Annotated in this window: 16 protein-coding genes; 5 read left to right on the forward strand and 11 right to left on the reverse strand. The window is 65.1% G+C overall.

The genetic code is table 11. From position 1 onward, the window contains the following. Positions 1–67 precede the first annotated feature (67 nt). Positions 68–1,279, reverse strand: coding sequence for an urea ABC transporter substrate-binding protein (urtA, locus tag BMX85_RS01380; RefSeq protein WP_229210318.1), 1,212 nt, complete (start codon positions 1,277–1,279; stop codon positions 68–70). An 81-nt stretch (positions 1,280–1,360) separates the two neighbouring features. Then, complete coding sequence (locus BMX85_RS01385; RefSeq protein WP_177196623.1) at positions 1,361–2,497, reverse strand: porin; 1,137 nt, start codon at positions 2,495–2,497, stop codon at positions 1,361–1,363. A gap of 140 nt (positions 2,498–2,637) precedes the next feature. Here BMX85_RS01385 and BMX85_RS01390 point away from each other — a divergent pair, with 140 nt between their 5' ends. Continuing rightward, positions 2,638–2,865, forward strand: a complete 228-nt coding sequence (locus BMX85_RS01390) for a hypothetical protein (RefSeq protein ID WP_090313905.1) — start codon at positions 2,638–2,640, stop codon at positions 2,863–2,865. 114 nt (positions 2,866–2,979) lie between these two features. Next, positions 2,980–4,077 (forward strand): DNA topoisomerase IB, encoded by a 1,098-nt coding sequence (locus BMX85_RS01395; protein WP_090313906.1) that lies wholly within the window; start codon positions 2,980–2,982, stop codon positions 4,075–4,077. On the opposite strand, the gene BMX85_RS01400 is transcribed toward BMX85_RS01395, so the two are convergent. After that, positions 4,063–4,965: a hypothetical protein gene (locus tag BMX85_RS01400; protein ID WP_090313907.1), complete on the reverse strand. Its 903-nt coding sequence runs from the start codon at positions 4,963–4,965 to the stop codon at positions 4,063–4,065. The two genes, BMX85_RS01395 and BMX85_RS01400, sit on opposite strands and share 15 nt — an antisense overlap. Positions 4,966–5,087: 122 nt before the next feature. Here BMX85_RS01400 and BMX85_RS01405 point away from each other — a divergent pair, with 122 nt between their 5' ends. After that, a complete protein-coding gene (locus BMX85_RS01405) occupies positions 5,088–5,507 on the forward strand; it encodes a hypothetical protein (RefSeq protein WP_090313908.1) in 420 nt (139 codons plus the stop codon). 71 nt (positions 5,508–5,578) lie between these two features. Here the strand turns inward: BMX85_RS01405 and BMX85_RS01410 are convergent, their stop codons facing one another. From BMX85_RS01410 to BMX85_RS01440, 7 genes are all read right to left on the reverse strand, one after another. After that, a complete protein-coding gene (locus BMX85_RS01410; RefSeq protein ID WP_090313909.1) occupies positions 5,579–5,911 on the reverse strand; it encodes a hypothetical protein in 333 nt (110 codons plus the stop codon). 265 nt (positions 5,912–6,176) lie between these two features. Further along, positions 6,177–7,235, reverse strand: a complete 1,059-nt coding sequence (locus BMX85_RS01415) for an AI-2E family transporter (RefSeq protein ID WP_090313910.1) — start codon at positions 7,233–7,235, stop codon at positions 6,177–6,179. Between the two features lie 26 nt (positions 7,236–7,261). After that, positions 7,262–7,798, reverse strand: coding sequence for a peptide deformylase (gene def, locus BMX85_RS01420; protein ID WP_090313911.1), 537 nt, complete (start codon positions 7,796–7,798; stop codon positions 7,262–7,264). 16 nt (positions 7,799–7,814) lie between these two features. Beyond that, positions 7,815–10,148: an NAD-dependent DNA ligase LigA gene (ligA, locus tag BMX85_RS01425; RefSeq protein WP_090313912.1), complete on the reverse strand. Its 2,334-nt coding sequence runs from the start codon at positions 10,146–10,148 to the stop codon at positions 7,815–7,817. Positions 10,149–10,162: 14 nt separating this feature from the next. Then, complete coding sequence (locus BMX85_RS01430; RefSeq protein ID WP_090313913.1) at positions 10,163–11,389, reverse strand: cell division protein ZipA C-terminal FtsZ-binding domain-containing protein; 1,227 nt, start codon at positions 11,387–11,389, stop codon at positions 10,163–10,165. Then, positions 11,386–14,913, reverse strand: a complete 3,528-nt coding sequence (smc, locus tag BMX85_RS01435; RefSeq protein ID WP_090313914.1) for a chromosome segregation protein SMC — start codon at positions 14,911–14,913, stop codon at positions 11,386–11,388. Before smc ends, BMX85_RS01430 begins: the two co-directional genes overlap by 4 nt. Before the next feature lie 120 nt (positions 14,914–15,033). Next, positions 15,034–15,621 (reverse strand): phosphatase PAP2 family protein, encoded by a 588-nt coding sequence (locus tag BMX85_RS01440; RefSeq protein ID WP_229210231.1) that lies wholly within the window; start codon positions 15,619–15,621, stop codon positions 15,034–15,036. A gap of 252 nt (positions 15,622–15,873) precedes the next feature. Here BMX85_RS01440 and BMX85_RS01445 point away from each other — a divergent pair, with 252 nt between their 5' ends. After that, positions 15,874–16,512 (forward strand): LysE family translocator, encoded by a 639-nt coding sequence (locus tag BMX85_RS01445; RefSeq protein ID WP_090313916.1) that lies wholly within the window; start codon positions 15,874–15,876, stop codon positions 16,510–16,512. A 49-nt stretch (positions 16,513–16,561) separates the two neighbouring features. On the opposite strand, the gene BMX85_RS01450 is transcribed toward BMX85_RS01445, so the two are convergent. Beyond that, a complete protein-coding gene (locus tag BMX85_RS01450) occupies positions 16,562–18,943 on the reverse strand; it encodes a DUF1631 family protein (protein WP_090313917.1) in 2,382 nt (793 codons plus the stop codon). A gap of 225 nt (positions 18,944–19,168) precedes the next feature. On the opposite strand from BMX85_RS01450, the gene BMX85_RS01455 reads away from it, so the two are divergent. Continuing rightward, positions 19,169–21,055 (forward strand): methyl-accepting chemotaxis protein, encoded by a 1,887-nt coding sequence (locus BMX85_RS01455; protein WP_090313918.1) that lies wholly within the window; start codon positions 19,169–19,171, stop codon positions 21,053–21,055. Positions 21,056–21,061 lie beyond the last annotated feature (6 nt).

A 21,061-nucleotide genomic window follows, 5' to 3' on the forward strand; every position in this document is an offset into this window, starting at 1 on the left:
GAGTTTTTTCAAGATACGTATTCCTCAAGTGAAGCCGGCCGGCCGCCGGACGGCGGCCGGCTCACGATTACAGCTTTTGCTTGCCTTCGTTACCCTGGATGTACGGGCTCCAAGGCTGCGCGCGCACCGGACCAGGCGTCTTCCACACGACGTTGAACTGCCCGTCGGCGCGGATCTCGCCGATGAACACCGGTTTGTGCAAGTGGTGGTTGGTCGCGTCCATCGTCAGGGTGAAGCCCGACGGCGCCTTGAAGGTCTGGCCGCCCATCGCCGCGATCACTTTGTCGGTATCGGTCGACTTGGCCTTCTCCACCGCCTGCGCCCACATGTGGATGCCGACGTAGGTCGCTTCCATCGGGTCGTTGGTCACCACCGTTTTCGCGTTCGGCAGCTTCTTGGCGACGGCGTAGGCCTTCCACTTCTTGATGAATTCCGTGTTGACCGGATTCTTCACCGATTCGAAGTAGTTCCAGGCCGCCAGATGGCCCAGCAGCGGCTTGGTGTCGACGCCGCGCAGTTCCTCCTCGCCCACCGAGAACGCCACCACCGGCACGTCGGTCGCCTTCAGGCCGGCGTTGCCCAGCTCTTTGTAGAACGGCACGTTGGAGTCGCCGTTGATGGTCGAGATCACGGCCGTCTTGCCGCCCGCCGAGAACTTCTTGATGTTGGCGACGATGGTCTGGTAGTCGGAGTGGCCGAACGGGGTGTAGACCTCGTCGATGTCGCTATCCTTCACGCCTTTGCTTTTCAGGAAAGCGCGCAGGATCTTGTTGGTGGTGCGTGGATAAACGTAGTCGGTCCCCAGCAGCACGAAGCGCTTGGCGCCGCCGCCGTCCTTGCTCATCAGGTATTCGACGGCGGGAATCGCCTGCTGGTTCGGCGCCGCGCCGGTGTAGAAGACGTTCTTCTCCAGCTCCTCGCCCTCGTACTGCACCGGGTAGAACAACAGGCTATTCAACTCTTTGAACACCGGCAGCACCGACTTGCGCGACACCGACGTCCAGCAGCCGAAGACGGCGGCCACCTTGTCCTGGGCGATCAGGCCGCGCGCCTTTTCGGCGAACAGCGGCCAGTTGGAGGCCGGATCGACGACCACCGCCTCGAGCTTCTTGCCCATCACGCCGCCCTTGGCGTTGATCTCGTCGATGGTCATCAAGGCGACGTCCTTGAGCGACGTCTCCGAGATGGCCATGGTGCCCGACAGCGAGTGCAGGATGCCGACCTTGATGGTGTCGGCGGCGTAGGCCGAGGTAGACAGCGTGACGCCGGCGGCCAGCATGGAGGTTGCGGCGGCGATGCGGCTGATGGTGCCGATGAAATTGCGACGATTTTGCATGTGATGACTCCGTGGGTGGCGAGATTAGTATTGCAGCTGCAAAGTGACCGAGAATTTGTCCTGGCTGGCCACGCTGGTGACCTTGGTCTTCGAGTAGAAGGCGCTCACCTGGGCGTTGTAGCCGTCGATGATGTAGTTCACGCCGGCGTCGACTTGTTTGGTGTCGATGTTGGTATCGGCGGAGAACTTCTGCCAGTGCGCGAACGGCTGCAGCTTGCCCCAGCCGGCCTTCTGTTCGAAGATATAGGACACGCCCGCCGAATAGGCCTTGCCCTGCTCCGCCAGGATGATGTCGTCGGTGTCGTAGTCGTAGTAGGCCGCTTCCACCGCCACCGCGCCGGAGCCCTTGAAACGCTTCTCCATCAGGAAGTCGACGTTGTAGGAGCTGTACTTGCCGTTCTTGGCGACGGTCAGGATGCCGTCCTTCTGGTAGCGCCCCGCCACGCCGATCGACAGGATGTCGGCGTTGCCGAGGTAATTGCCGGTGCCGTAGTAGCCCGGTTCCGCGTCCCAGAAGTCGTACTGCAGGCGGCCCGCGTACATCAGCGAGTCGTCGGCGTTGACGCCGGCCGCCTTGGCCTGCGACTGCGTCAGCGAGCCGATGCCGAAGGTGTGGCCCTCGAAGGCGCCGAACGAGTAACCGAGCTTGCCGTCGGCGACGTTGCCCCAGACGACGACGCCGTCGTCGCGGCCGCGGAAGATGCCGCCGTTGTAGCCGTAGCGCGAGGCCACGCCGGCCCAGTAGCCGCCGCCCATCGAGTAGTACGGACCGGCCATGTTGGCGCGGTCGCTCGGCGACAGCAGGCGGCCGGCCCAGATATTGAATTCGGGCGAGATGGCGAACTGGCCGGCGGCGTCGAGCACGCGGATCTTGTCGCCGTCCCACTCGGTGTTGAACATGCCCTTGATGTTCTTGTTCAACGAAGCGCCGAAGTACAGGCGGCCGCTGTCGAGGTTGAAGTCCTGCGAACGCCCGCTGCCGTTGGGCGCCGCGTCTTCCGCGCTGGTGAAGCTCTCGCGCAGGCCGAAGCCGACGCTGACCGACTTGTCGTCGCCCATGTTGATCGTCGCGCCGGCGCAAGCCGGGTTGGCTATGCCCGCCGCCACCGCCGCCACCGCCGCCGCCAGCAGCACTTGCCGGCCTCCCCGTTTCAGACGCATCGTGTTTCCCCTTGGTTGGACTGTTGTTGAACTAATGTTGCAACTTTATCCAGCGTGGCCAACGCGGGGAATACGTCGAATGACGTACGGCGGCACGATTAGTGGCACAATCGCGCTTTCAGATTTAACGGAAGACCATCATGACCATCTTTGCCGCCCCAGTGTTCGACGCCACCGTCATCTATGAAGGCAACGAACTGTTCAAAGGCCAGGGCGCCGCGCGCGGCTGGGCCGAAAAACTGGCCAAGGAACTCGAATGCGAGATCGGGGTCGAAAAGGTCGGCACCGGCTGGGCTTTGACGGGCACCGTCGATGGCGAACCGTGCAAATGGGGCATCCTCGGCCAGCGTCTCAAACGTATGGATTAAGCGTATGGATTAAGCGTATGGATTAAGCGTATGGAATAAAGCGTGCGTTATCGCACATCGTTGCCCTGGTTCAAAAGGTAGGATTGTTTCCAAACTGCTTACCCAAGGACAGCAATGAAGCGCGACCTCCCAGCTGCCGTCACAACGGCCCCCGGCCCGGCCACCGACGAGGCGCAGACCGCCGCCAAAGCGGCTGGCCTGCGCTACGTGCACGACCACCAGCCGGGCATCGCGCGCCGCAAGCGCGGCAAGACTTTCCACTACGTCGACGCCGACGGCCACGCGGTCAAGGACGCCGACACGCTCGCACGCATCAAATCGCTGGTCATACCGCCGGCCTGGACCGACGTCTGGATCTGCAAACAGCCGCTGGGCCACCTGCAAGCGACGGGTCGCGACGCGCGCGGCCGCAAGCAGTACCGCTACCATCCGCGCTGGCGTTCGGTGCGCGACGAATCGAAATACGAGCGCATGCTCAAATTCGGCAAGGCGCTGCCGGCCATCCGCAAGGCCGTCGACGCCGCGCTCAAGCAGCCGGGCCTGCCGCGCGAAAAGGTGCTGGCCACCATCGTCTACCTGCTGGAGGCGACCATGATGCGTATCGGGAACGAGGAATACGCGCGCGAGAACAAGTCTTTCGGCCTGACCACGTTGCGCGACCGCCACGTGCGGCTCGACGGCAGCAAGGTCGAGTTCCGCTTCCGCGGCAAGAGCGGCGTCAACCACACGGTGCAGGTGCAGGACCGGCGCCTGGCCAACACCATCCGCCGCACCCTGGACCTGCCGGGCCAGGAGCTGTTCCAGTACGTCGACGACGACGGCAATCCGCATACGGTGGGCTCGGCCGACGTCAACGAGTACCTGCAATCGATCGCCGGCGAGGACTACACCGCCAAGGACTTCCGCACCTGGTCGGGCACCGTGCTGGCGGCGGTGGCGCTGCTGGAGTACGAAAAATACGACTCCGAGGCGCAGGCCAAGAAAAACATCGTGCAGGCGATCGAATCGGTGGCCAAAAAACTCGGCAACACGCCGACCATTTGCCGCAAATGCTATGTGCATCCGGCGGTGATCGAGTCCTATCTCGACGGCACGATGCTGACGGCGTTGCGCCAGCGCGCCAAGCAGGAGTTGAAGGAAGACCTGCACGAGCTGCGTCCGGAGGAAGCGGCCGTGCTGGCGCTGTTGCAGCAGCGCTTACAGGCCGGCTGACGCTGGCCGCGGCGCCGCTTCCGACAGGCGCCAGCGGTTGGACAGGTAGTCGAGCGCGATCACCCGGTCGCCTAACGGGCGCAAACCGAGCACGCCAATCACCTTGACGGCGAAATGGAACTCCTGCTCCACGCAGTAGGAGACGGTGGCCTGCAAGCCCGGCGCTCCGCCGGCGTCGAATCCGCCGGCGAGCGCGGTCTCGTAACACGGCAGCTGGCGCCCCCAGCTCTGCACCGACATGGTCTTGACCTGCGGCCCCGCAGCCAGGGCCAAGCCGCCGGACAAGTCGGCCCATGCGTCCGCGCTGGTCGCCACCAGGCCGAAGCGCGCCGAGCCGGTGTCCAGCAGCGCGTAGCCGGTCTTGCCGCCGGGACGTTTCACCTCCACCAGCGGCGCGCCGCCGCCTTCCCGCCAGCGCGTGTAGCGCATGGATTGCGCCGCCGGTTCACCCGCCAACGTCGGCGCCGCCTCGAACGCGAAGCGCGCGCCGCCCAAATCGAGGGTCAGCGTGCCATGCTCGAAAAACGCGTTGCCGACGGTGGCGATGGGGCCGGCGGAGCAGGTCTCGGCCGTCAACGGCGACAGGTTGGCAGGCTGGGCGGGCACGTGCGTGCGGATGCCGGCGAGTTCGATCAGCGCCGTCCGGGTCTCGCCGGGCGCGGTCCCGGAGGGAGGCGCCGGTCTGGACCAGATCAGCGCGTCCCTGACGCCGGTATCGAGCTGTACCTGGCAATCGATGCCGTTGACCTTCACCGGCAGCAGCATCGCCGCCCGCTCGACGGGACCGCCGCCGATGCTGGCCATGTACCAGCGGAACGGATGCCAATCGGCCGCATGGACCGCGCACGGCAAGGAGCACGCGAGCAGCACTGTGTAGATCGAACGCATGGAAAAATGGGTTATTGGCGAAAGGAAAATCTTAACATACCGGCCACATGCGCGGTTGCGCGGCGCTCGCGTGGCTTTCGCCTTCGGAGTAGAATCTAACTCCCTTTCCCGCGAGTGCGCCCATGCCTGCTGCCCTGCCATTTCCCATCCGCAAAGAGTGCCCGCCCGGCGCCTGCGAATGCCGGCAAGGCGAGCTGCTGGACGCGTGGGAGCGCGACAACCGGACCGACATCCGCGTGCTGCGCCTGACGCGCGACGAGGAAAAAGCCCTGATCGCCCGCATCGAAGCGATCGACAGCTACGAGGCGCTGGGCCGCATCGAGCAGCGCATGCAGGAACTTCTGGGCATACGCCTGACGATCACCCCGAGCGCCAACGGCGTGCGCACCGTCATGGGTTTGCAGATCAAACTGGCGGAGCAGCCCGGCCTGTGCCGGCGCACCCGCGAAAACATCCCCGCCGCGATACGCCGCTGCTTTGGCCAGCATCCCGAGATCATCTACGCGCTGCTCAACGCGCGCGACCTGCTCGCCGCCGACTAGGCCCCGCGCGGCTGCGCAGTGCCATATTCGGGAAACGCAGGCTGCCAATCTGGCGCGCTTGGTCGTCGTGTTCAGGCTGGAGGATGAAGAACTTCCTGGTCGGCGTACGGGGTATTCGCGACAGATCGCCGGTTGAAATCGGGGGCGCCGTCGGTCCACCAAACGGGGCCGCGCTCGCCCAAGGCGCGCTTGGCCTCATCGACGGCGGCGCGGGCGCGGCGCTCCGCCTCGGCGTCGCCGGCCTTCTTCGCCACCCCCACCTGGCGGCGCGCCCGCATCAGCAAGTCGACCAGCCGCTGCCGTTCTTCCGGCGCCAGGTCGGGATTGCTCATGCGCCAGAGCCGGCCGTCGACAATGAAGTAGCGGCCGTCCAACGTGCTGGGATATTTTTTCGGAGAAGGCATGGGACAACTATACCCTGCGCCGATGCCGCCCTTCGTACGGCCCCTAACCCACCGCGGGTGAGCACCGAGGGTCAGCAGCGCCGAGGGTCAGTGCCGACATTCGGACAGGAGCTCAACATTAACCCAAAGACCTAAGGGGGGTCAGTGCCGACATTCGGACAGGAGCTCGGCAATGCTGAGGTCCAGTTCGTGTCCGAATGTCGGCACTGACCCTCGCGGGGTGGTTCAGTTCGTGTCCGAATGTCGGCACTGACCCTCGGGGGGGTTAGTCGGCGTGAAATTCGGGGGCGGTGGCGAACAAGTCCCAGGCTGCGATGAACAGCGCCGCGATCACCGGGCCGATGACGAAGCCGTTCAGGCCGAACAAGGCCATGCCGCCTACCGTCGACAGCAACACCACGTAATCGGGCATCTTGGTGTCCTGGCCGACCAGCACCGGACGCAGGAAGTTGTCGACCAGGCCGATGACGAACACGCCGAACGCGGCCAGCGTCACGCCCTGCCACACCGCGCCCGTCGCCAGGAAGTAGACCGCGACCGGCGCCCAGACGATGGCCGCGCCGATGGCCGGCAGCAGCGACAGGAACGCCATCAACACGCCCCACAGCACCGGCGCGCGCACATCCAGGAACCAGAAGATCAGGCCGCCAAGCGCGCCCTGCGCGATGGCGACCAGGATGTTGCCCTTGACGGTGGCGCGGATCACGGTCGTGAAATTCACGAACAGGCGCTGTTTGTACTTCGGGCTCAGCGGCACGGCTTCCCGGATGCGCTTGGCCAGCTTGTCGCCGTCGCGCAGCAGGAAGAACAGCAGGTACAGCAAAATACACAGGCTGGTCAGGAAATCGAAGGTGTACAGGCCGGCGTTGATGGCGCGCTTGGCCACCTCCTGGCTCACTTGCGACGCCACTTCGGTGAGCCGGTCCTGCAGGTATGCCAGGCTGGTCAAGTGGAAGCGGTCGAGCAGCGAGATCAGCCAATTCGGCAGCGCGGCCATGATCTTGTTGAAGAACATGGCCACGGTGATTTCGCCGGAGCGCACCATCTCCACCACCGACGCGGCTTGGTTGACGATCGATATCGACACCAAGGTCAGCGGCAGAATGACGATCACGATGATTAACAAAAGCGTCAACAGCGAGGCCAGGTTGGCCTTGTTCCTGGTTCTTTGCAACAACCAGCGGTAGATCGGCGCGAACAGGATCGCCAGCACCACGCCCCAGAAAATCGCGCCGCCGTAGGGCGCGAGTATCCACACGAAGGCGATGGTGACCATGCCCAGCAGGAAGAGGAAGACTTTTTGTTGGAACGAGAATTGTGGCATGGTTTATAGTTATTGGAACGATGACCTCAGTCGTCGTCGTTGGGATCGAGGTCGGGGAACATCACGTCGGTGAAGCCGAACTTGGTGAAGTCGGTGATGCGCATCGGGTACAGCATGCCGAGCAGGTGGTCGACTTCATGCTGGACCACGCGCGCGTGGAAGCCGTCCACGTCGCGCGCGATCGGCTGGTTTAACTGGTCGACGCCTTCGTAGCGCAGTTTGGTCCAACGCGGCACGCTGCCGCGCAGGCCGGGCACCGAGAGGCAGCCTTCGAAACCCTCTTCCTTTTCATCCGACAGCGGCGTCAGGACGGGGTTGATCAGCACCGTCTCCGGCACCTGCGGCGCGTCCGGATAACGCGGATTTTGCTTGAAGCCGTAAATCACCAGCTGCAGGTTGACGCCGATCTGCGGCGCCGCGAGGCCGGCGCCATTGGCCGCGTGCATGGTGTCGAACATGTCGGCGATCAGCTGCGCCATCTCCGGCGTGCCGAATTCGGTCACCGGTTCGGCCACGCGCAGCAAGCGCGGATCGCCCATCTTCAGGATTTCACGTACGGTCATCTCGCCACCTCTTTCATTATTTCGCCAGCAGTTCCTGCAGGCCCGCCTCGTCGAGGATGGTCACTTCCAGTTCCTGCGCCTTGGCCAGCTTGCTGCCGGCATCGGCGCCCGCCACCAGGTAGTGGGTCTTCTTCGACACCGAGCCGGAGACCTTGCCGCCCTGCGCTTCGATCAGCGCGGCCGCCTCGTCGCGGCTCAGGTTCGGCAAGGTCCCGGTCAGCACGAAGGTCTTGCCGGTCAGCGGACCTTCGGCCGCTTCCGCCGGCAGTTGCGCCAGCAAGTCCTCGCGCAGCTGGTGCAGCGACGCGACCAGTTCGCGGTTGCCCGGTTCGGCCATCCACGCCGTCAGCGCTTCACCGACGGCGGCGGGCAGGCCGAACACGGTGAAAATCGGCAGGTTGGACATCGCCTTCAGGCTCATGCCCTGGTCGACAAGCTGCTTGCTGCGCGGTTCGGTCAATTTCGGAATCGCCAGCGCCGCCATCAGCTTGACGGTGTCGAGCTTCTCGCGCAGCTTGGCGCTCGGCGGATGCTCGCCTTTCGGCGTCACGCCGGCGGCCAGCAAGGCGTCGATGGCCTCCTGGTTTTTCGGCTCGGCGAAGAATTCGGCGATCGACAGCGCCACCGTGCCACCGATATCGGGCAGCACGCGCAGCAGCGCGGCGGGCACGCGGCGTATCAGGTCGAAGCGTCCCAGCCACTCGGCCAGGGTCTTGGCGGTCGATTCGCCGACGTGGCGGATGCCGAGCGCGAACAGCAGGCGTTCGAGCGGCGGGTTCTTGCTGGCGGCGATGGCTTCCAGCAGATTGTCGGCCCACTTGGTGGCGATCTTGCCCTTGGCGACGGTGTCCGGAGTGGTGCCATCGCGCTCGTCGGCCAGGCGCTTCATCTCCAGCAGGTCGTCGAGCTTGAGCGAGTAGAGGTCGGCCACGCGCTGCACCTTGCCCCATTCGACCAGGCTGTCGATATAGCGGTCGCCCAGGCCTTCGATGTCCATCATCTTGCGGCCGGCGAAGTGGCGGATCGCCTCCTTGCGCTGCGCGGAGCAGAACAAACCGCCGGAGCAGCGGGCGATGGCCTCGCCCTCTTCCCGCACCACGTGCGAGCCGCACACCGGGCAGGTTTTCGGCAGCTCGTACATCGCCGGCTCCGGCGTCGGCCGGCGCTCCAGCACCACGGCCAGCACCTCCGGAATCACGTCGCCGGCACGGCGCACGATCACCGTGTCGCCGACGCGCACGTCCTTGCGGCGCACTTCATCTTCGTTATGCAGCGTCGCATTGGTGACGTTGACGCCACCGACGAATACGGACGCCAGCCGCGCCACCGGCGTGATGGCGCCGGTGCGGCCGACCTGCACTTCGATCGCCTGCACGGTGGTCAGCGCCTCCTCGGCCGGAAACTTGTGCGCCAGCGCGAAACGCGGCGCGCGCGAGACGAAGCCCAGGGTGCGCTGGTCCTGCAGCAGATTGGCTTTGTACACCACGCCGTCGATCTCGTACGGCATCGTCGGACGGGCTTGGCCGATCTGCTTGTAGTACGCCATCAAGCCGTCGTAGCCGCTCACCACCTTGCCCTCCTTGGCCACCGGCAAGCCGAGCGTGCGGTACCACTCCAGCAGCGCGGAATGCGACGGCGGCATCTCGGCGCCATCGAGCATGCCGATGCCGTAGCAGAAGAAACTGAGCTTGCGCGCGGAGGTGATGCGCGAATCAAGCTGGCGCAGGCTGCCCGCGGCCGCGTTGCGCGGGTTGACGAACTCCTTCTGCCCCGCTTCGCGCTGGCGCGCGTTCATGGCGTCGAAGTCGGCTTTGAACATCAGCACCTCGCCGCGCACGTCGAGGACGGCGGGCGGGTTGGACGAATTGAGGCGCAGCGGAATGCTGCGAATGGTGCGGATGTTGGCCGTCACGTCCTCGCCGGTGTAGCCGTCGCCGCGCGTGGCCGCTTGCACCAACACGCCGTTTTCGTAGCGCAGGTTGATCGCCAGGCCATCGTATTTGACTTCGGCGGCGTATTCGACGGCGCCGGCCGCGTCCAGGCCCTCGCGCACGCGGCGGTCGAAGTTTTCGACATCCTCGTCGGCGAAGCCGTTATTGAGCGACAGCATCGGCACCGAATGGGTGACCTGGTCGAACTGCGGCAGTGGCGCCGCGCCCACGCGTTTGGTGGGCGAGTCGGCCAGCGCCAGCTCGGGGTGTTCGAGCTCCAGCGCCTGCAGCTCCATGAACAGTTTGTCGTACTCCGCGTCCGGGATGGTCGGCGCGTCTTCCACATGATAGGCGTGCAGGTGGCGATTGAGCTCAGCGCTCAGCGATTCGATACGCGCCTTGTAATCCACTTCAGTCATTGCTACTTCCAGAATCAGCTAAACAAACGCAGGGCGCGGGTGGAACCGGCCGGGATATCGGCCTCGTTCATCTCGGTGTAAAAATCCTGTACCTGCGTGGCGATCTCGCCCAGCGCGGCATCGGTCAGCGGCTGGTTGTAGTCGTCGACGATGGTGCCGTCCAGGCGTCCCACCAGCGATTTGGCGCAGGCCACCATGGCGCCGAAGCCGTCGCGCGCCGGCGCCACGCACGGCACGTCCAGCAGCAAGGTCAGACGCGAGGTGGTTTCCTCGGCCAGCGTGACGTTGGTCGACAGCGAGAACAGGAAGCCGCCGTCGCCGTCCGGCATGACGAAGCGGCCGTCCGGACGCACGTCGAAGCCCTGCTTTTCCAGCGCGCCGATCAGGGTCGAAATCGCCCACGGCGCGCCGTTAGATTGCAGGTTGACGCCCAGCTGCGCGTCGTGGCCGGCGACGAAGCGGTGCAGGTTGCGCGCCTCGGCCATCACTTCGATCATGTCCGGTATCTCAGGTTCGGCGCCGATTTCGTCGGCCATGGCGCGCAGGCGCGTCACCAGTTCCGAGTATTCCAGCTCGTTCAACGCGGTGCTGCGGCTGGCCAGTTGCACGCCGCCCTGCAGCTTGGTGTAGACGCCGCCGTGGACGATCGGTTCCCAGTCGCCGCTGACGGCCAGGCCGATGTAGTGCACCGGCTTGTTGCCGACCATGCGCAGCGTTTGCAGCACCGGCAGCAGCTTGTCGCCGCGCGCCGCGCCTTCCAGCGCCAGCGGCAGCAGGCAGTCGATCAACGGGTCGACCAGCGCCGTGGCCTGTTCGGCGGCGGCCGCCGATGCGGCGTTGGCGCGCGCGATCATGGCCGCTTCGGCCGCCTCGGTCGACGAGGAAGGATCGATAGGGTCGGTGCTGAAGTCGCCGCCGACGGCGCCCAGCGACGCGGCCACGGCCGCCTCGGAGCCCGCGGCGACGCCCGGCGCCGGCGTGTCGCCGTCGAGCGAGAAGCTAGGCTCCTGGCGCGCGCCGCCGACCGGGTCGACGCGCGGTTCCAGACGCGGCTCGGGACGCGCCGCGGCCGGCGCCGAAGGCGACGCCTCGCCGGTGCGCATCAGCACATCGTCGTGATCGGTCGCGAAGGCGCGTTCGACGCTCTTCTTGGCCTTGTATTCCTGGATTTTGTTGTAGGTGAAGACACCGGCGACAAATACGCCGGCGATCCCGATCAAACTCATTTGAAGGTCTGTCATGCTGCTTGTGCCTCTGAAGCGAAATTGGCGGCGGACTGCATATCCACCGCCACGATGCGCGATACGCCCTGCTCCTGCATCGTCACACCGATTAGTTGATTGGCCATCTCCATCGCAATCTTATTGTGCGAGATGAAGAGGAATTGGGTATGGTCGGACATGCGCTTGACCATCCGGCAGAATCGTTCGGTATTGGCGTCGTCCAGCGGTGCGTCGACCTCGTCGAGCAGGCAGAACGGCGCCGGGTTAAGTCGGAACATCGAGAACACCAGCGCCGTCGCCGTCAGCGCTTTTTCGCCGCCGGACAGCAGGTGGATGGTGGCGTTCTTTTTACCCGGCGGCTGCGCCATGACCTGCACGCCGGAGTCGAGGATTTCGTCGCCGGTCATGATCAACTTGGCCTGGCCGCCGCCGAACAGGATCGGGAACAGCTCGGAGAAGTGACCGTTGACGCGGTCGAAGGTATCTTGCAGCAGATCGCGCGTTTCCTTGTCGATCCGCGCGATGGCGTCTTCCAGCGTGTTGATCGCCTCGTTCAAGTCGGCGTTCTGCGAATCGAGGAAGTTCTTGCGCTCTGACGCCGTCGCCAGTTCGTCCAGCGCCGCCAGGTTGACCGCGCCCAGCATCGAGATGGCGTTGGTCAGGCGCGTGACCTCGCCCTGCAGATACGACGCCTTCATATCCGGATGCAGCTTCTCGGCCAGCGCCGCCTCGTCGGCCTGCACCTCGGCCAGCTGCGCGGCGAACTGCTCCTGGTTCAGGCGCGCGGCCTGCTCCTTGAGCTGCATTTCCATGATCCTGTCGCGCTGCGGTTGCAGCGCGCGTTCGCTCGACATGCGACCTTCCTCGAACTGGCGCAGCTGCTGCGTGATCTGGTCGAGTTCATGGCGCGCGTCCGACAGCGCCTTCTCCTGGTCCGTGCGGCGGTCCAGCAGGTCCTGCAAGCCGTCGTTGGCGGAGCCCGATTCCATCGTCGCCAATTCGAGCTGGCCCGCCTCCAGGCTGTGCGTCACCTGCGCCACCTGCGCGGTCGCGGTGGCGATCGAACGGCGCAACTCCTCGATCTTGTTGCGCTGTGATTTTTCGGCGAATTGCGCCTCCTGCGCGGCGCGCTCCAGATCGCGCAAGGCTTCGCGGGCGTCGGCCAGGCGCTGCTCCTTTTCCAGGAAAACCGTCTGGCCGTCCTCGTGGTCGCCCTGCAGGTTGCCCAGCTCCATATCGAGCTGCTCGAACTTTTCCTCGGACTCCATCTTGATCTGGGTCTGTTCCTCTTCCTGCGCGGCGATTTCGGCCAGGTCGGTTTCGATCTGGTTGCTGCGCTGGTTGAAGCGCGCCTCGATCTCCGACAGTTTGACGACATCCAGCTGCAAGGTATGCACCGACTGCTGCAGGCTTTGCAGCTTGGCGCGGTACTCGGTCAGGCGGCGCGTGTGCTCGGACAGCGCCGCCTCGGCGCGCACCGAACGGGCGCGCGCCTCGTCGGCCAGCATCTGCTGCGCGCGCAACTGCTTGGTGATGTTCTCGATTTCCTGCTGCCGTCCCAGCATGCCGTCCTGCTCCGAATCGGCCGCGTAAAACCGCACGCTGTTCTGGGTGACGACGTGGCCCTGGCGGGTGACGAAGTAGCCGCCGGCCGGCAGTTTGGCGCGTTCGGCGAAGGCTTCGGCCGCGTCCTCGGCGTGGTAGGCGTTGTGCAGCCAGTCCTGCAGCAAACCGCGCAGCGACGGGTCGTTGAGCTTGAGCAGATTCAGGAACGGCTTCAGGCCCGGCGCTTCCAGCGGCGCCGGCGGCACCGCCGTCGACGGCGCGAACAGCGCCAGCTTGGCCGGCGGCGCGTCGCCGAAGAAGGCCTTGGCCCATTCGATGTTCGACATTTGCAGCGCCGACGTGCGCTCGCGCAGCACCGATTCCAGCGCAGTCTCCCAGCCCGATTCGATATGCAGTTTTTGCCACAGGCGCGGCAACGAGTCCAGCTCGTGCTTTTGCAGCCACGGCGTGACCTTGCCCTGGGTCTGCACGCGTTCCTGCAACTGGCGCAGCGCGTTCAGGCGCGCTTCCAATTGGGCGTTGGCGGCGGTTTCGCTATTGACCTGCTGCTGCGCGGCCTGGCGTTCCTCTTCAAGGCGCGGCTGCTGCTCCAGCGCCTCCTCCAGCAGGAAGCTTTGTTCTTCCAGCGCCTGCTGCTTTTCCTCCAGCTGCATGCGCATATTGGTCAGGTGCGCGCTGTCAGGCAGACTCAGCCCGCCCTTTTCCTGCTGCAGGCGCTCGCGCCGCACGGCCAGTCCGTTGAGGATGTTGCTGGCGTTGCGCTGGTGCGCCGACTCCAGCTCCAGCTGCTGCTGCGCCTGCATAATGCGGGCGCGCGATTCGGTGCTCCTGGCCTGCGCTTCGCGCCACGCCTGCTCCAGCATCGGCAGCGACTCGCCTTTTTGCTCGGCCATCATCTGCGATTGCTCGACCTTGGCCGACAGTTCTTCGAGCGTGAATTCGGCTTCCTCGATCTGGCCGCCGTACTCGGTGGCCTGGTTCTGCCACTGGTCGCGCTGCGCGGTCAGCGCCGCCAGCTGCGATTGCAGGCGGCCGCGCGATTCGATGACGAATTTGATCTGCGCTTCCAGGCTGCCGATTTCGGCGTTGGTCTGATACAGGCTGCCCTGCGCCGTGTGCAGGCGGTCGCCGGCGGCGAAGTGCGCCTGGCGCATGTGCTCCAGCGTCGCCTCGACGTTGCGCAGCTTCGCGGTCTGCTCCTCCAGATCGTTCTGCGCCTGCTCGACCTCGCGGAAGTACTTTTTCTGCTCGTTTTCCGCCTCGATCTTGCGCAGCAGCCAAAGCAGCTTTTGCTTCTCTTCCTGGTCCGATTGCAGCTGGTGGAATTTGGTCGCGACGGCGGCCTGGCCTTCCAGCTTTTCCAGGTTCGAATTCAGCTCGCGCAGGATGTCGTCCACGCGCAGCAGGTTTTCGCGCGTATCGTGCAGGCGGTTCTCGGTCTCCCGGCGCCGTTCCTTGTACTTGGAGACGCCGGCCGCCTCCTCCAGGAACACGCGCAGTTCCTCGGGACGCGATTCGATGATACGGCTGATCATGCCCTGGCCGATGATGGCGTAGGCGCGCGGACCGAGTCCGGTGCCGAGGAAGATGTCCTGGATATCGCGCCGGCGCACCGGCTGACCGTTGATGTAATAGGTCGAAGTGCCGTCGCGGGTCAGGGTGCGCTTGACGGCGATCTCGGCGTACTGGCCCCACTGGCCGGCGGCCTTGCCGTCGTTGTTGTCGAAGACCAGTTCGACGGACGCCCGCCCGGCCGGCTTGCGGTGGGTCGAGCCGTTGAAAATCACGTCCTGCATCGATTCGCCGCGCAGCTCCGAGGCCTTCGATTCCCCCAGCACCCAGCGCACGGCATCGATGATATTCGATTTGCCGCAACCATTCGGTCCCACCACGCCAACCAGCTGGCCCGGCACCTGGAAATTGGTGGGATCAACGAAAGACTTGAATCCCGACAATTTAATGGAAGATAGACGCACGTGATTATCTGGGCTATGGGCTGTAAAAGATCACAATAATACCATTTAGCGCATTAAATAAGGTTTAAACACGGGCAGCCCGGCCGCAGCCGGAAGGGCGCTACAGCCCCCGCCAAGCCCCTACTCGTGGCCGCGATGCTTGGACTCAGTCCACATGGCGCGGGTATAAGGCTGGTCGCGGCCGGACAGATACAACGCCGCCTGGGTGATCCATTGCTCAGCCGGAACAGGCTCGACGCGCGGCGCGATCAACAGGATCGGCAGGCACAGCACGACCAGCATGCGGCTCAGCGCCCAATGGCGCTCGCTGCTGGCATAACGGATGAACGCGGCGGCGATGGCCAGCCCCAGTATCGTTCCGGTGACCGATTCGGACACCGAGTGCGCCATCGTCGGCACCCGCGAGATGGAAATGAGGACGGCGAAGACCACGCCGATCGCCGTGGCGGCATACCTTGCATTGCTGCGGGAGCTGCGGAATGCGAGGAAAGCGGCGACCGGATACACGGCTGCAGAGCGCATCGCGTGGCCGCTGAAACCGGCGAACTCCACCGCCTCAATGCCGACGCCCCAGCCCACGAACGCCATCTTGGTGATGACGACCAGCGCCATGCCGATGCCGAACAACAGCGCCCACATCCATGAGAGCTTCCAGGACTTGCCGGCGAGCAGCCATACGCCGATCGCCACGCCTATCGGTCCCGTCACCGCCAAACTACCCGCTACGCTTAAAGCATGCCACCACATCATCCAATCACCGCCTTTCAATTTTTGCACTGCACCATCATTAAAGCACACCGGACCGTATTTAACTGAACAATTGCCGCGTACCAACATGATTGAGGCAAAGATAATGAGGCAAGGACCATGCCCGGGATGAAACACGGGGCCGTCAGCAGCATGCGGCGGCGCATGGCATACTATTGCCCATGCTCACTGTTGTTTGATCGGATACGCTTTATGACACTCTCGACCTGGCTGCTGTTCCTCTCCGTTTCCCTGGCTGCGGCGTTCAGCCCCGGCCCGGGCGTGCTGATGGCGATCTCCACCGCCGCCACGCAGGGCGCGCGGCGCGCCTTGTACAGCTCGCTGGGCAACGCGCTGGGCGTCTTCATAGTCGCCACCACCGCCGTCGCCGGCCTCGGCCTCGTGCTGAAGACCTCGGCGCTCGCTTTTGGGGCGGTCAAGGTGGCCGGCGCCGCCTATTTGATCTATCTTGGGGTGAAGACCTGGCGCCAGGCGTCGCAGGCGCCAGCCCAGGCCGATGAATCGGCGCCGACGGCGCCGGTCGTCCAGGCCAGCCGCTGGAGCACCTTCCGCTCCGGCCTGCTGGTGGCCGTCAGCAATCCCAAGGCGATCCTGTTCTTCACCGCCGTGTTCCCGCAGTTCATGCCGCCGGACCACATCGACCCGATGCGTTTCCTGCTGCTGACGTCGACCTTCACCGCTTGCAGCCTGCTGTCGCACTTTTTCTACGTGGTGTGCGCCTCGTGGATGAAGCGCCGGGTACGCCAGAGCGCGGCCCGCTCGCGCTTCACCAAGCGCACCACCGGCGCCTTGTTCATCGGCATGGGCGGCGCGCTGCTGACCGTGAAATAAAAGGGCACGGGCCTTGGCCGAAGCTTTAGTCGAAGCGTTAGTCGTAGCCTTAGCCGAAGCCGAAACCGGACGGCGGCCGCGCCGCAGCGGCCGCCCCATCGCTGGCGCCCCGCGCCAGCGCTTCGGACAAGGCGTGCGAGACGACGCCGTCGTTGCGCGCCACCTGGGCGGTGCGTTCCCGCAATTGCCGCGCCAAATGCTCGCCCGACATCGAAAAAGCCTCCTGCCGCGCCGCCGTGGAAAAGATGTACAGCGTGCGCAGCGGACTGATCCACGCCAGCTTGACCTTGCGCCATCCGCCGTCCGGCTGCGCGAACGCCAGCCACATGCCGCGCCGTAAACCCTCCACTTCGACGGCGGCTTGCTGCTCCGCCGCGACAAGCTCCGGGCGGCTCGCGCGCGCGTCGGCCTCGGCTTTGTCGGCCGCGTCGGCTTTCGCCTGCAGTTCGAGGCGCCGCTCGGCGGCCTGCTTCGCCACCTGCACCGATATTTCCAGCTGGCGTTCCGGCGACAAGTCCAGCGGCGCGCGCACGATCGAGGCGTGGCACTCGGCCAGCTCGGCGAAAAATTGCAGGCGCTCGGCGTCCTGCCACTTGATCACGTCGAGCCACTGGTTCAACGTCGCCAGCATGCCCGGCAACTTGGCGATCAGCAGCTTGCGGTCATCGGCGTTCAGCTTGGGGCGCACGCTCCAGATCAGTTCGTCCATGGCCCTGGTGGCGTTGTTGACGGCGCCCGGCTTGCCGTCTTCGACGCTATAGGCGACCGTCAGCACGGAGACCCAACGTTTCTCCAGGAAGGCTTCCACCACGGCAATGACCTCGCCCGTGCCGATGCGCAAGGCCACGACGTTTTTCGCCAGCTTGGCCGATTCCGCCATCTTTTCCTGCTTGAGCGCGGCGGCGATCGGCTCGGCGATGGCTGCGGCGGCGGCGCGCTCCTCGTCCTGGATCGATGCTTCCAGATCGTTGACGGCGTGCGCGAACACCGACAGCTCCTGGTCGACATCGCGGCCGACGCGGTCGACGCTGCGTTGCATCGCCTTGAACAGCGGATCTTCCGGCCCCTTGCGCTGCTCCCATCCCATGCGCGACAGCAGATCGATCATGCGGCGCGCCGGGTGCTCCTCCTGGAAGAAGAAATTCTTGTCGGCCAGCGCAGCCTTGAGCACGGGAATTTGCAGGAAACGGATCAGGTCGCGTATTTCCTGCGAGATGTTCTGGTCGCGGAAGACCGTGTCGAAGATCGCCGTTAGCAGATCGATGGTGCTTTCGTCGGCCCGGGTCAGGCTGCCCTGCGGCAGGCTTTGCTTGATGTTGGGCAGATAGAACACGTTGGCCGGGGTGGCCGCGGCGTCGCCTGGCGCCGGTTCGCCATCGGCGCCCCCCGCGCCGGCCACGCCCGCCCGCGTGGTGGCCTGCAATTGCGCCAGATGGGCGAACAGCGGCCGCCTGACGCCGGTCGCTGACCGCCGCAGCGCTTGCTCATCACCGACGCGCCGCGACTGCAGGCCCGGCGCCGCGCCTTGCACCCGTCCGGAATCCGCGTACAGCGCCGACGGCGGCAGATCGGGAATACGCAGATCGATACCGCCGGCCCCGTGCAGCAAGCCGCCGGCGATGTCATCGACGAGCTCGCCAGCTGCCGAACCGGCCACGTCGCTGGAGGCGAAAAATTGCCGCAGTTGCTGGGCCAGCGCGGCCTGGCTGTCGCGCGCGCGCTCGCCCGCCGCGCCAGGCGCCGCGTCGGCCTTGCGCCCCCGGTAGCCATCCACCGAGCCCGGCAGCACGCCCTTGCTCTGCAACGCCAGGTTGAGCGCCTCGAACATGGGACCCAGCTCGATGAACATGCCCGGTTTGATCAGTGGTTGCAACAACGGCGCCGATTCCGGCTCGGGATCGAACGCCAGCCAGGCGCGCTGCAACGCCATCAGGAACACCTCCGGACGAAACGGGTTCTGGCTCACGCGCAAGATATCGCGGTCCAACAGAAACGCCAGCCGCACATTGAGCGTCTGCAATGCGTCCGAGTACAGCGATTCGAACGGCTTGCTGACGCCGCCGAGCGCCACCCGGGTATCCATTTCCTCGAACGGCACCAGCGCCATCGGCAGGCCGCCGCCGAGCTTGGCGTTCACCGCGGGCGCCAGTTCGGCGATCTCGTGGCGCAGCACTTTTTCCAGGCACTCCGTCGCCAGATGCAAAAATGCGAAGTGGCGGTTGCGCAGCATATTTCCGGCCCGCAGGCGCTGCTGGATGGCGCGCGTATCGCCGTCGGTGGCGTCGATCAGGGCGCCGGCCAATTTGGTGGCCAGCTCCAGATATTGATCGCCCGCGTGTTTGACGGCAATCGCGATCAAGTCCTCCAGCACGCCATGCCGCGGCGACACCGTCTTCTTTGGCGCCGCAGGAATTGTCGAAGTGTCAGCCATGGTGTGGGCGCGCCCGCTTATCGATCCGTAGATCTCATTCTTGCACAGTATTTCCACATGGCAATATCTACTTTGAAAGAATCCGTGACTTTTTTTGCCGGTCCGCGCACTTTCCCGGTTCCAACATCGGCTTTGACGGGGCGCAATGAACAAGCTTGGACTTTGCTTAACATCATTAACTGGTCCGTTTGTCGCCTTCATTGATCGCCCTTACCAAGGATACCCATGAAATTCCTGCATAGCCTGGAAACCTCCAGCAAACTGCTGCTCGCCTTCACCACCGTGCTGATGCTGACCGTGCTGCTCGGCGTCAACTCACTGGGGCGCATGGGCGACATCAACAACGCATCGACGCAATTGTCGGGCAGTTGGCTGCCGCAGACCATTGCCGTGTTGTCACTCAAAAACGATCTGCAGGAATTGCGCAAGCTCGAGCACGTTGTCATCAGCGACAAGGCCAGCATCGACGGTTCCGAGCAAAAACTAAGTCTCGCACTATCGGCGTTCCGTGACAATGCCGACAGGCTCAACAGGACGGTCAACCAGGCAAACATCAAGGCCGAGGCGACCGAATTACAACGCATCGCCGTCGCCTACCTGGCCGAACACGGCAAAATGATGACGCTGGCCAACGAAGGCAAGAAGGACGAGGCGGTCGCCGTGCTCACGGGCTCGTCGCAACCGGCGCTGGACGCGGTCAACGCCCAGCTCGACAAATTATTGGCCAGTAACATGTCCGGGAGCCAGCAAGCGGCGCGCGGCGCCGACCATGTGTACACGCTGGCGCGCGTGACCACCCTGGCCACGCTCGGCGCGGCGATCGGCGTCGGCGTGCTGCTGGCGCTGTGGCTGGCGCGCTCGATCTCGGCGCCGTTGCAGCAGGTGATGCGGGTGGCGCAGCGCATCGCCGATGGCGACCTGAGCACCCACATCGACGCGGGATCGAGCAACGAAACGGGCAAGCTGCTGCGCGCGATGCAACACATGAACGACAGCCTGATGACGATGATCGCCCAGGTGCAAAGCGGCGCGCGGGCGATCGGCGAGGCGTCGGCCGAAATCGCCGAGGGCAACCAGGACCTGTCGAGCCGCACCGAGCAACAGGCCGCGTCGCTTGAGGAAACCGCGTCGTCGATGGAGCAGCTGACGGCCACGGTCAAGCAAAACGCCGAGCACGCGGTGCAGGCCAACAAGCTGGCCGTGTCGGCGTCGGCGGTCGCGGTGCGCGGCGGCAACGATGTCGAGCAGGTGGTCGGCACGATGGCCTCAATCAACGACAGTTCGAAGAAAATCGCCGAAATCATCGGCGTCATCGACGGCATCGCCTTCCAGACCAATATCCTGGCCCTGAACGCGGCGGTCGAAGCGGCGCGTGCCGGCGAGCAGGGCCGTGGCTTCGCCGTGGTCGCCTCCGAAGTGCGCAACCTGGCCCAGCGCAGCGCGGCGGCCGCCAAAGAGATCAAAAGCCTGATCGACGACTCGGTCGACAAGGTCGTGCGCGGCACCCAGTTGGCCGACCAGGCGCGCCTGACGATGGACGAGGTGGTGGGCAGCGTCCAGCGGGTAACCGGGCTGATCGGAGAAATCGCCGACGCCAGCGCCGAGCAGACCGCCGGCCTGGAGCAGGTCAATCAGGCGATCGCGGCGATGGACCAGGTGACCCAGCAAAACGCCGCGCTGGTCGAGCAGGCTGCTGCGGCCGCGTCGTCGATGCGCGATGAAACCGGCAAGCTGAACGAGGCGATCGGCGCCTTCGCCGTGCACGACGGCGCGTCCCGGCGCGCCGCGGCGCCGTCGCCGTTCGGCGCCGCCGACCCGTTGAATACCGCTGGCACGGCCGGCATGACGGGCGCGGCGCAGGTGGTGGACGGCGAGGCTGCGGCGTATGCCCCCGCCATGCTGCGCAGCGGGCGGCTCAAGGCGGCGCTGCCGCCGCCGCACCAGCGCAAGGCCGCGCCACGCCGACCCGCCGGCAATACCGGCCCGGCCGACAGCGCCAAGCCGGACGCCGGCGCGCGCGCCAAAGTCCGCCCGAGCGGGCGCGCGTCCAGCAGCGGCTTGGGAAAAGCCTCCGGCAAGCTCGGCAGTGAAGTGGAATGGGAAGAGTTTTAACGACGA

This window comes from Duganella sp. CF517 (genome assembly GCF_900110275.1).
Taxonomy (GTDB): Bacteria; Pseudomonadota; Gammaproteobacteria; order Burkholderiales; family Burkholderiaceae_D; genus Rugamonas.

Excerpts from the sequence above, each read along its gene's own strand:
- urtA (WP_229210318.1), bottom strand. The coding sequence starts at position 1,279 with ATGCTGGCCGCCGGCGTCACGCTGTCTACCTCGGCCTACGCCGCCGAC.
- BMX85_RS01385 (WP_177196623.1), bottom strand. The coding sequence starts at position 2,497 with ATGCGTCTGAAACGGGGAGGCCGGCAAGTGCTGCTGGCGGCGGCGGTG.
- BMX85_RS01390 (WP_090313905.1), top strand. The coding sequence starts at position 2,638 with ATGACCATCTTTGCCGCCCCAGTGTTCGACGCCACCGTCATCTATGAA.
- BMX85_RS01395 (WP_090313906.1), top strand. The coding sequence starts at position 2,980 with ATGAAGCGCGACCTCCCAGCTGCCGTCACAACGGCCCCCGGCCCGGCC.
- BMX85_RS01400 (WP_090313907.1), bottom strand. The coding sequence starts at position 4,965 with ATGCGTTCGATCTACACAGTGCTGCTCGCGTGCTCCTTGCCGTGCGCG.
- BMX85_RS01405 (WP_090313908.1), top strand. The coding sequence starts at position 5,088 with ATGCCTGCTGCCCTGCCATTTCCCATCCGCAAAGAGTGCCCGCCCGGC.
- BMX85_RS01410 (WP_090313909.1), bottom strand. The coding sequence starts at position 5,911 with ATGCCTTCTCCGAAAAAATATCCCAGCACGTTGGACGGCCGCTACTTC.
- BMX85_RS01415 (WP_090313910.1), bottom strand. The coding sequence starts at position 7,235 with ATGCCACAATTCTCGTTCCAACAAAAAGTCTTCCTCTTCCTGCTGGGC.
- def (WP_090313911.1), bottom strand. The coding sequence starts at position 7,798 with ATGACCGTACGTGAAATCCTGAAGATGGGCGATCCGCGCTTGCTGCGC.
- ligA (WP_090313912.1), bottom strand. The coding sequence starts at position 10,148 with ATGACTGAAGTGGATTACAAGGCGCGTATCGAATCGCTGAGCGCTGAG.
- BMX85_RS01430 (WP_090313913.1), bottom strand. The coding sequence starts at position 11,389 with ATGACAGACCTTCAAATGAGTTTGATCGGGATCGCCGGCGTATTTGTC.
- BMX85_RS01445 (WP_090313916.1), top strand. The coding sequence starts at position 15,874 with ATGACACTCTCGACCTGGCTGCTGTTCCTCTCCGTTTCCCTGGCTGCG.
- BMX85_RS01450 (WP_090313917.1), bottom strand. The coding sequence starts at position 18,943 with ATGGCTGACACTTCGACAATTCCTGCGGCGCCAAAGAAGACGGTGTCG.
- BMX85_RS01455 (WP_090313918.1), top strand. The coding sequence starts at position 19,169 with ATGAAATTCCTGCATAGCCTGGAAACCTCCAGCAAACTGCTGCTCGCC.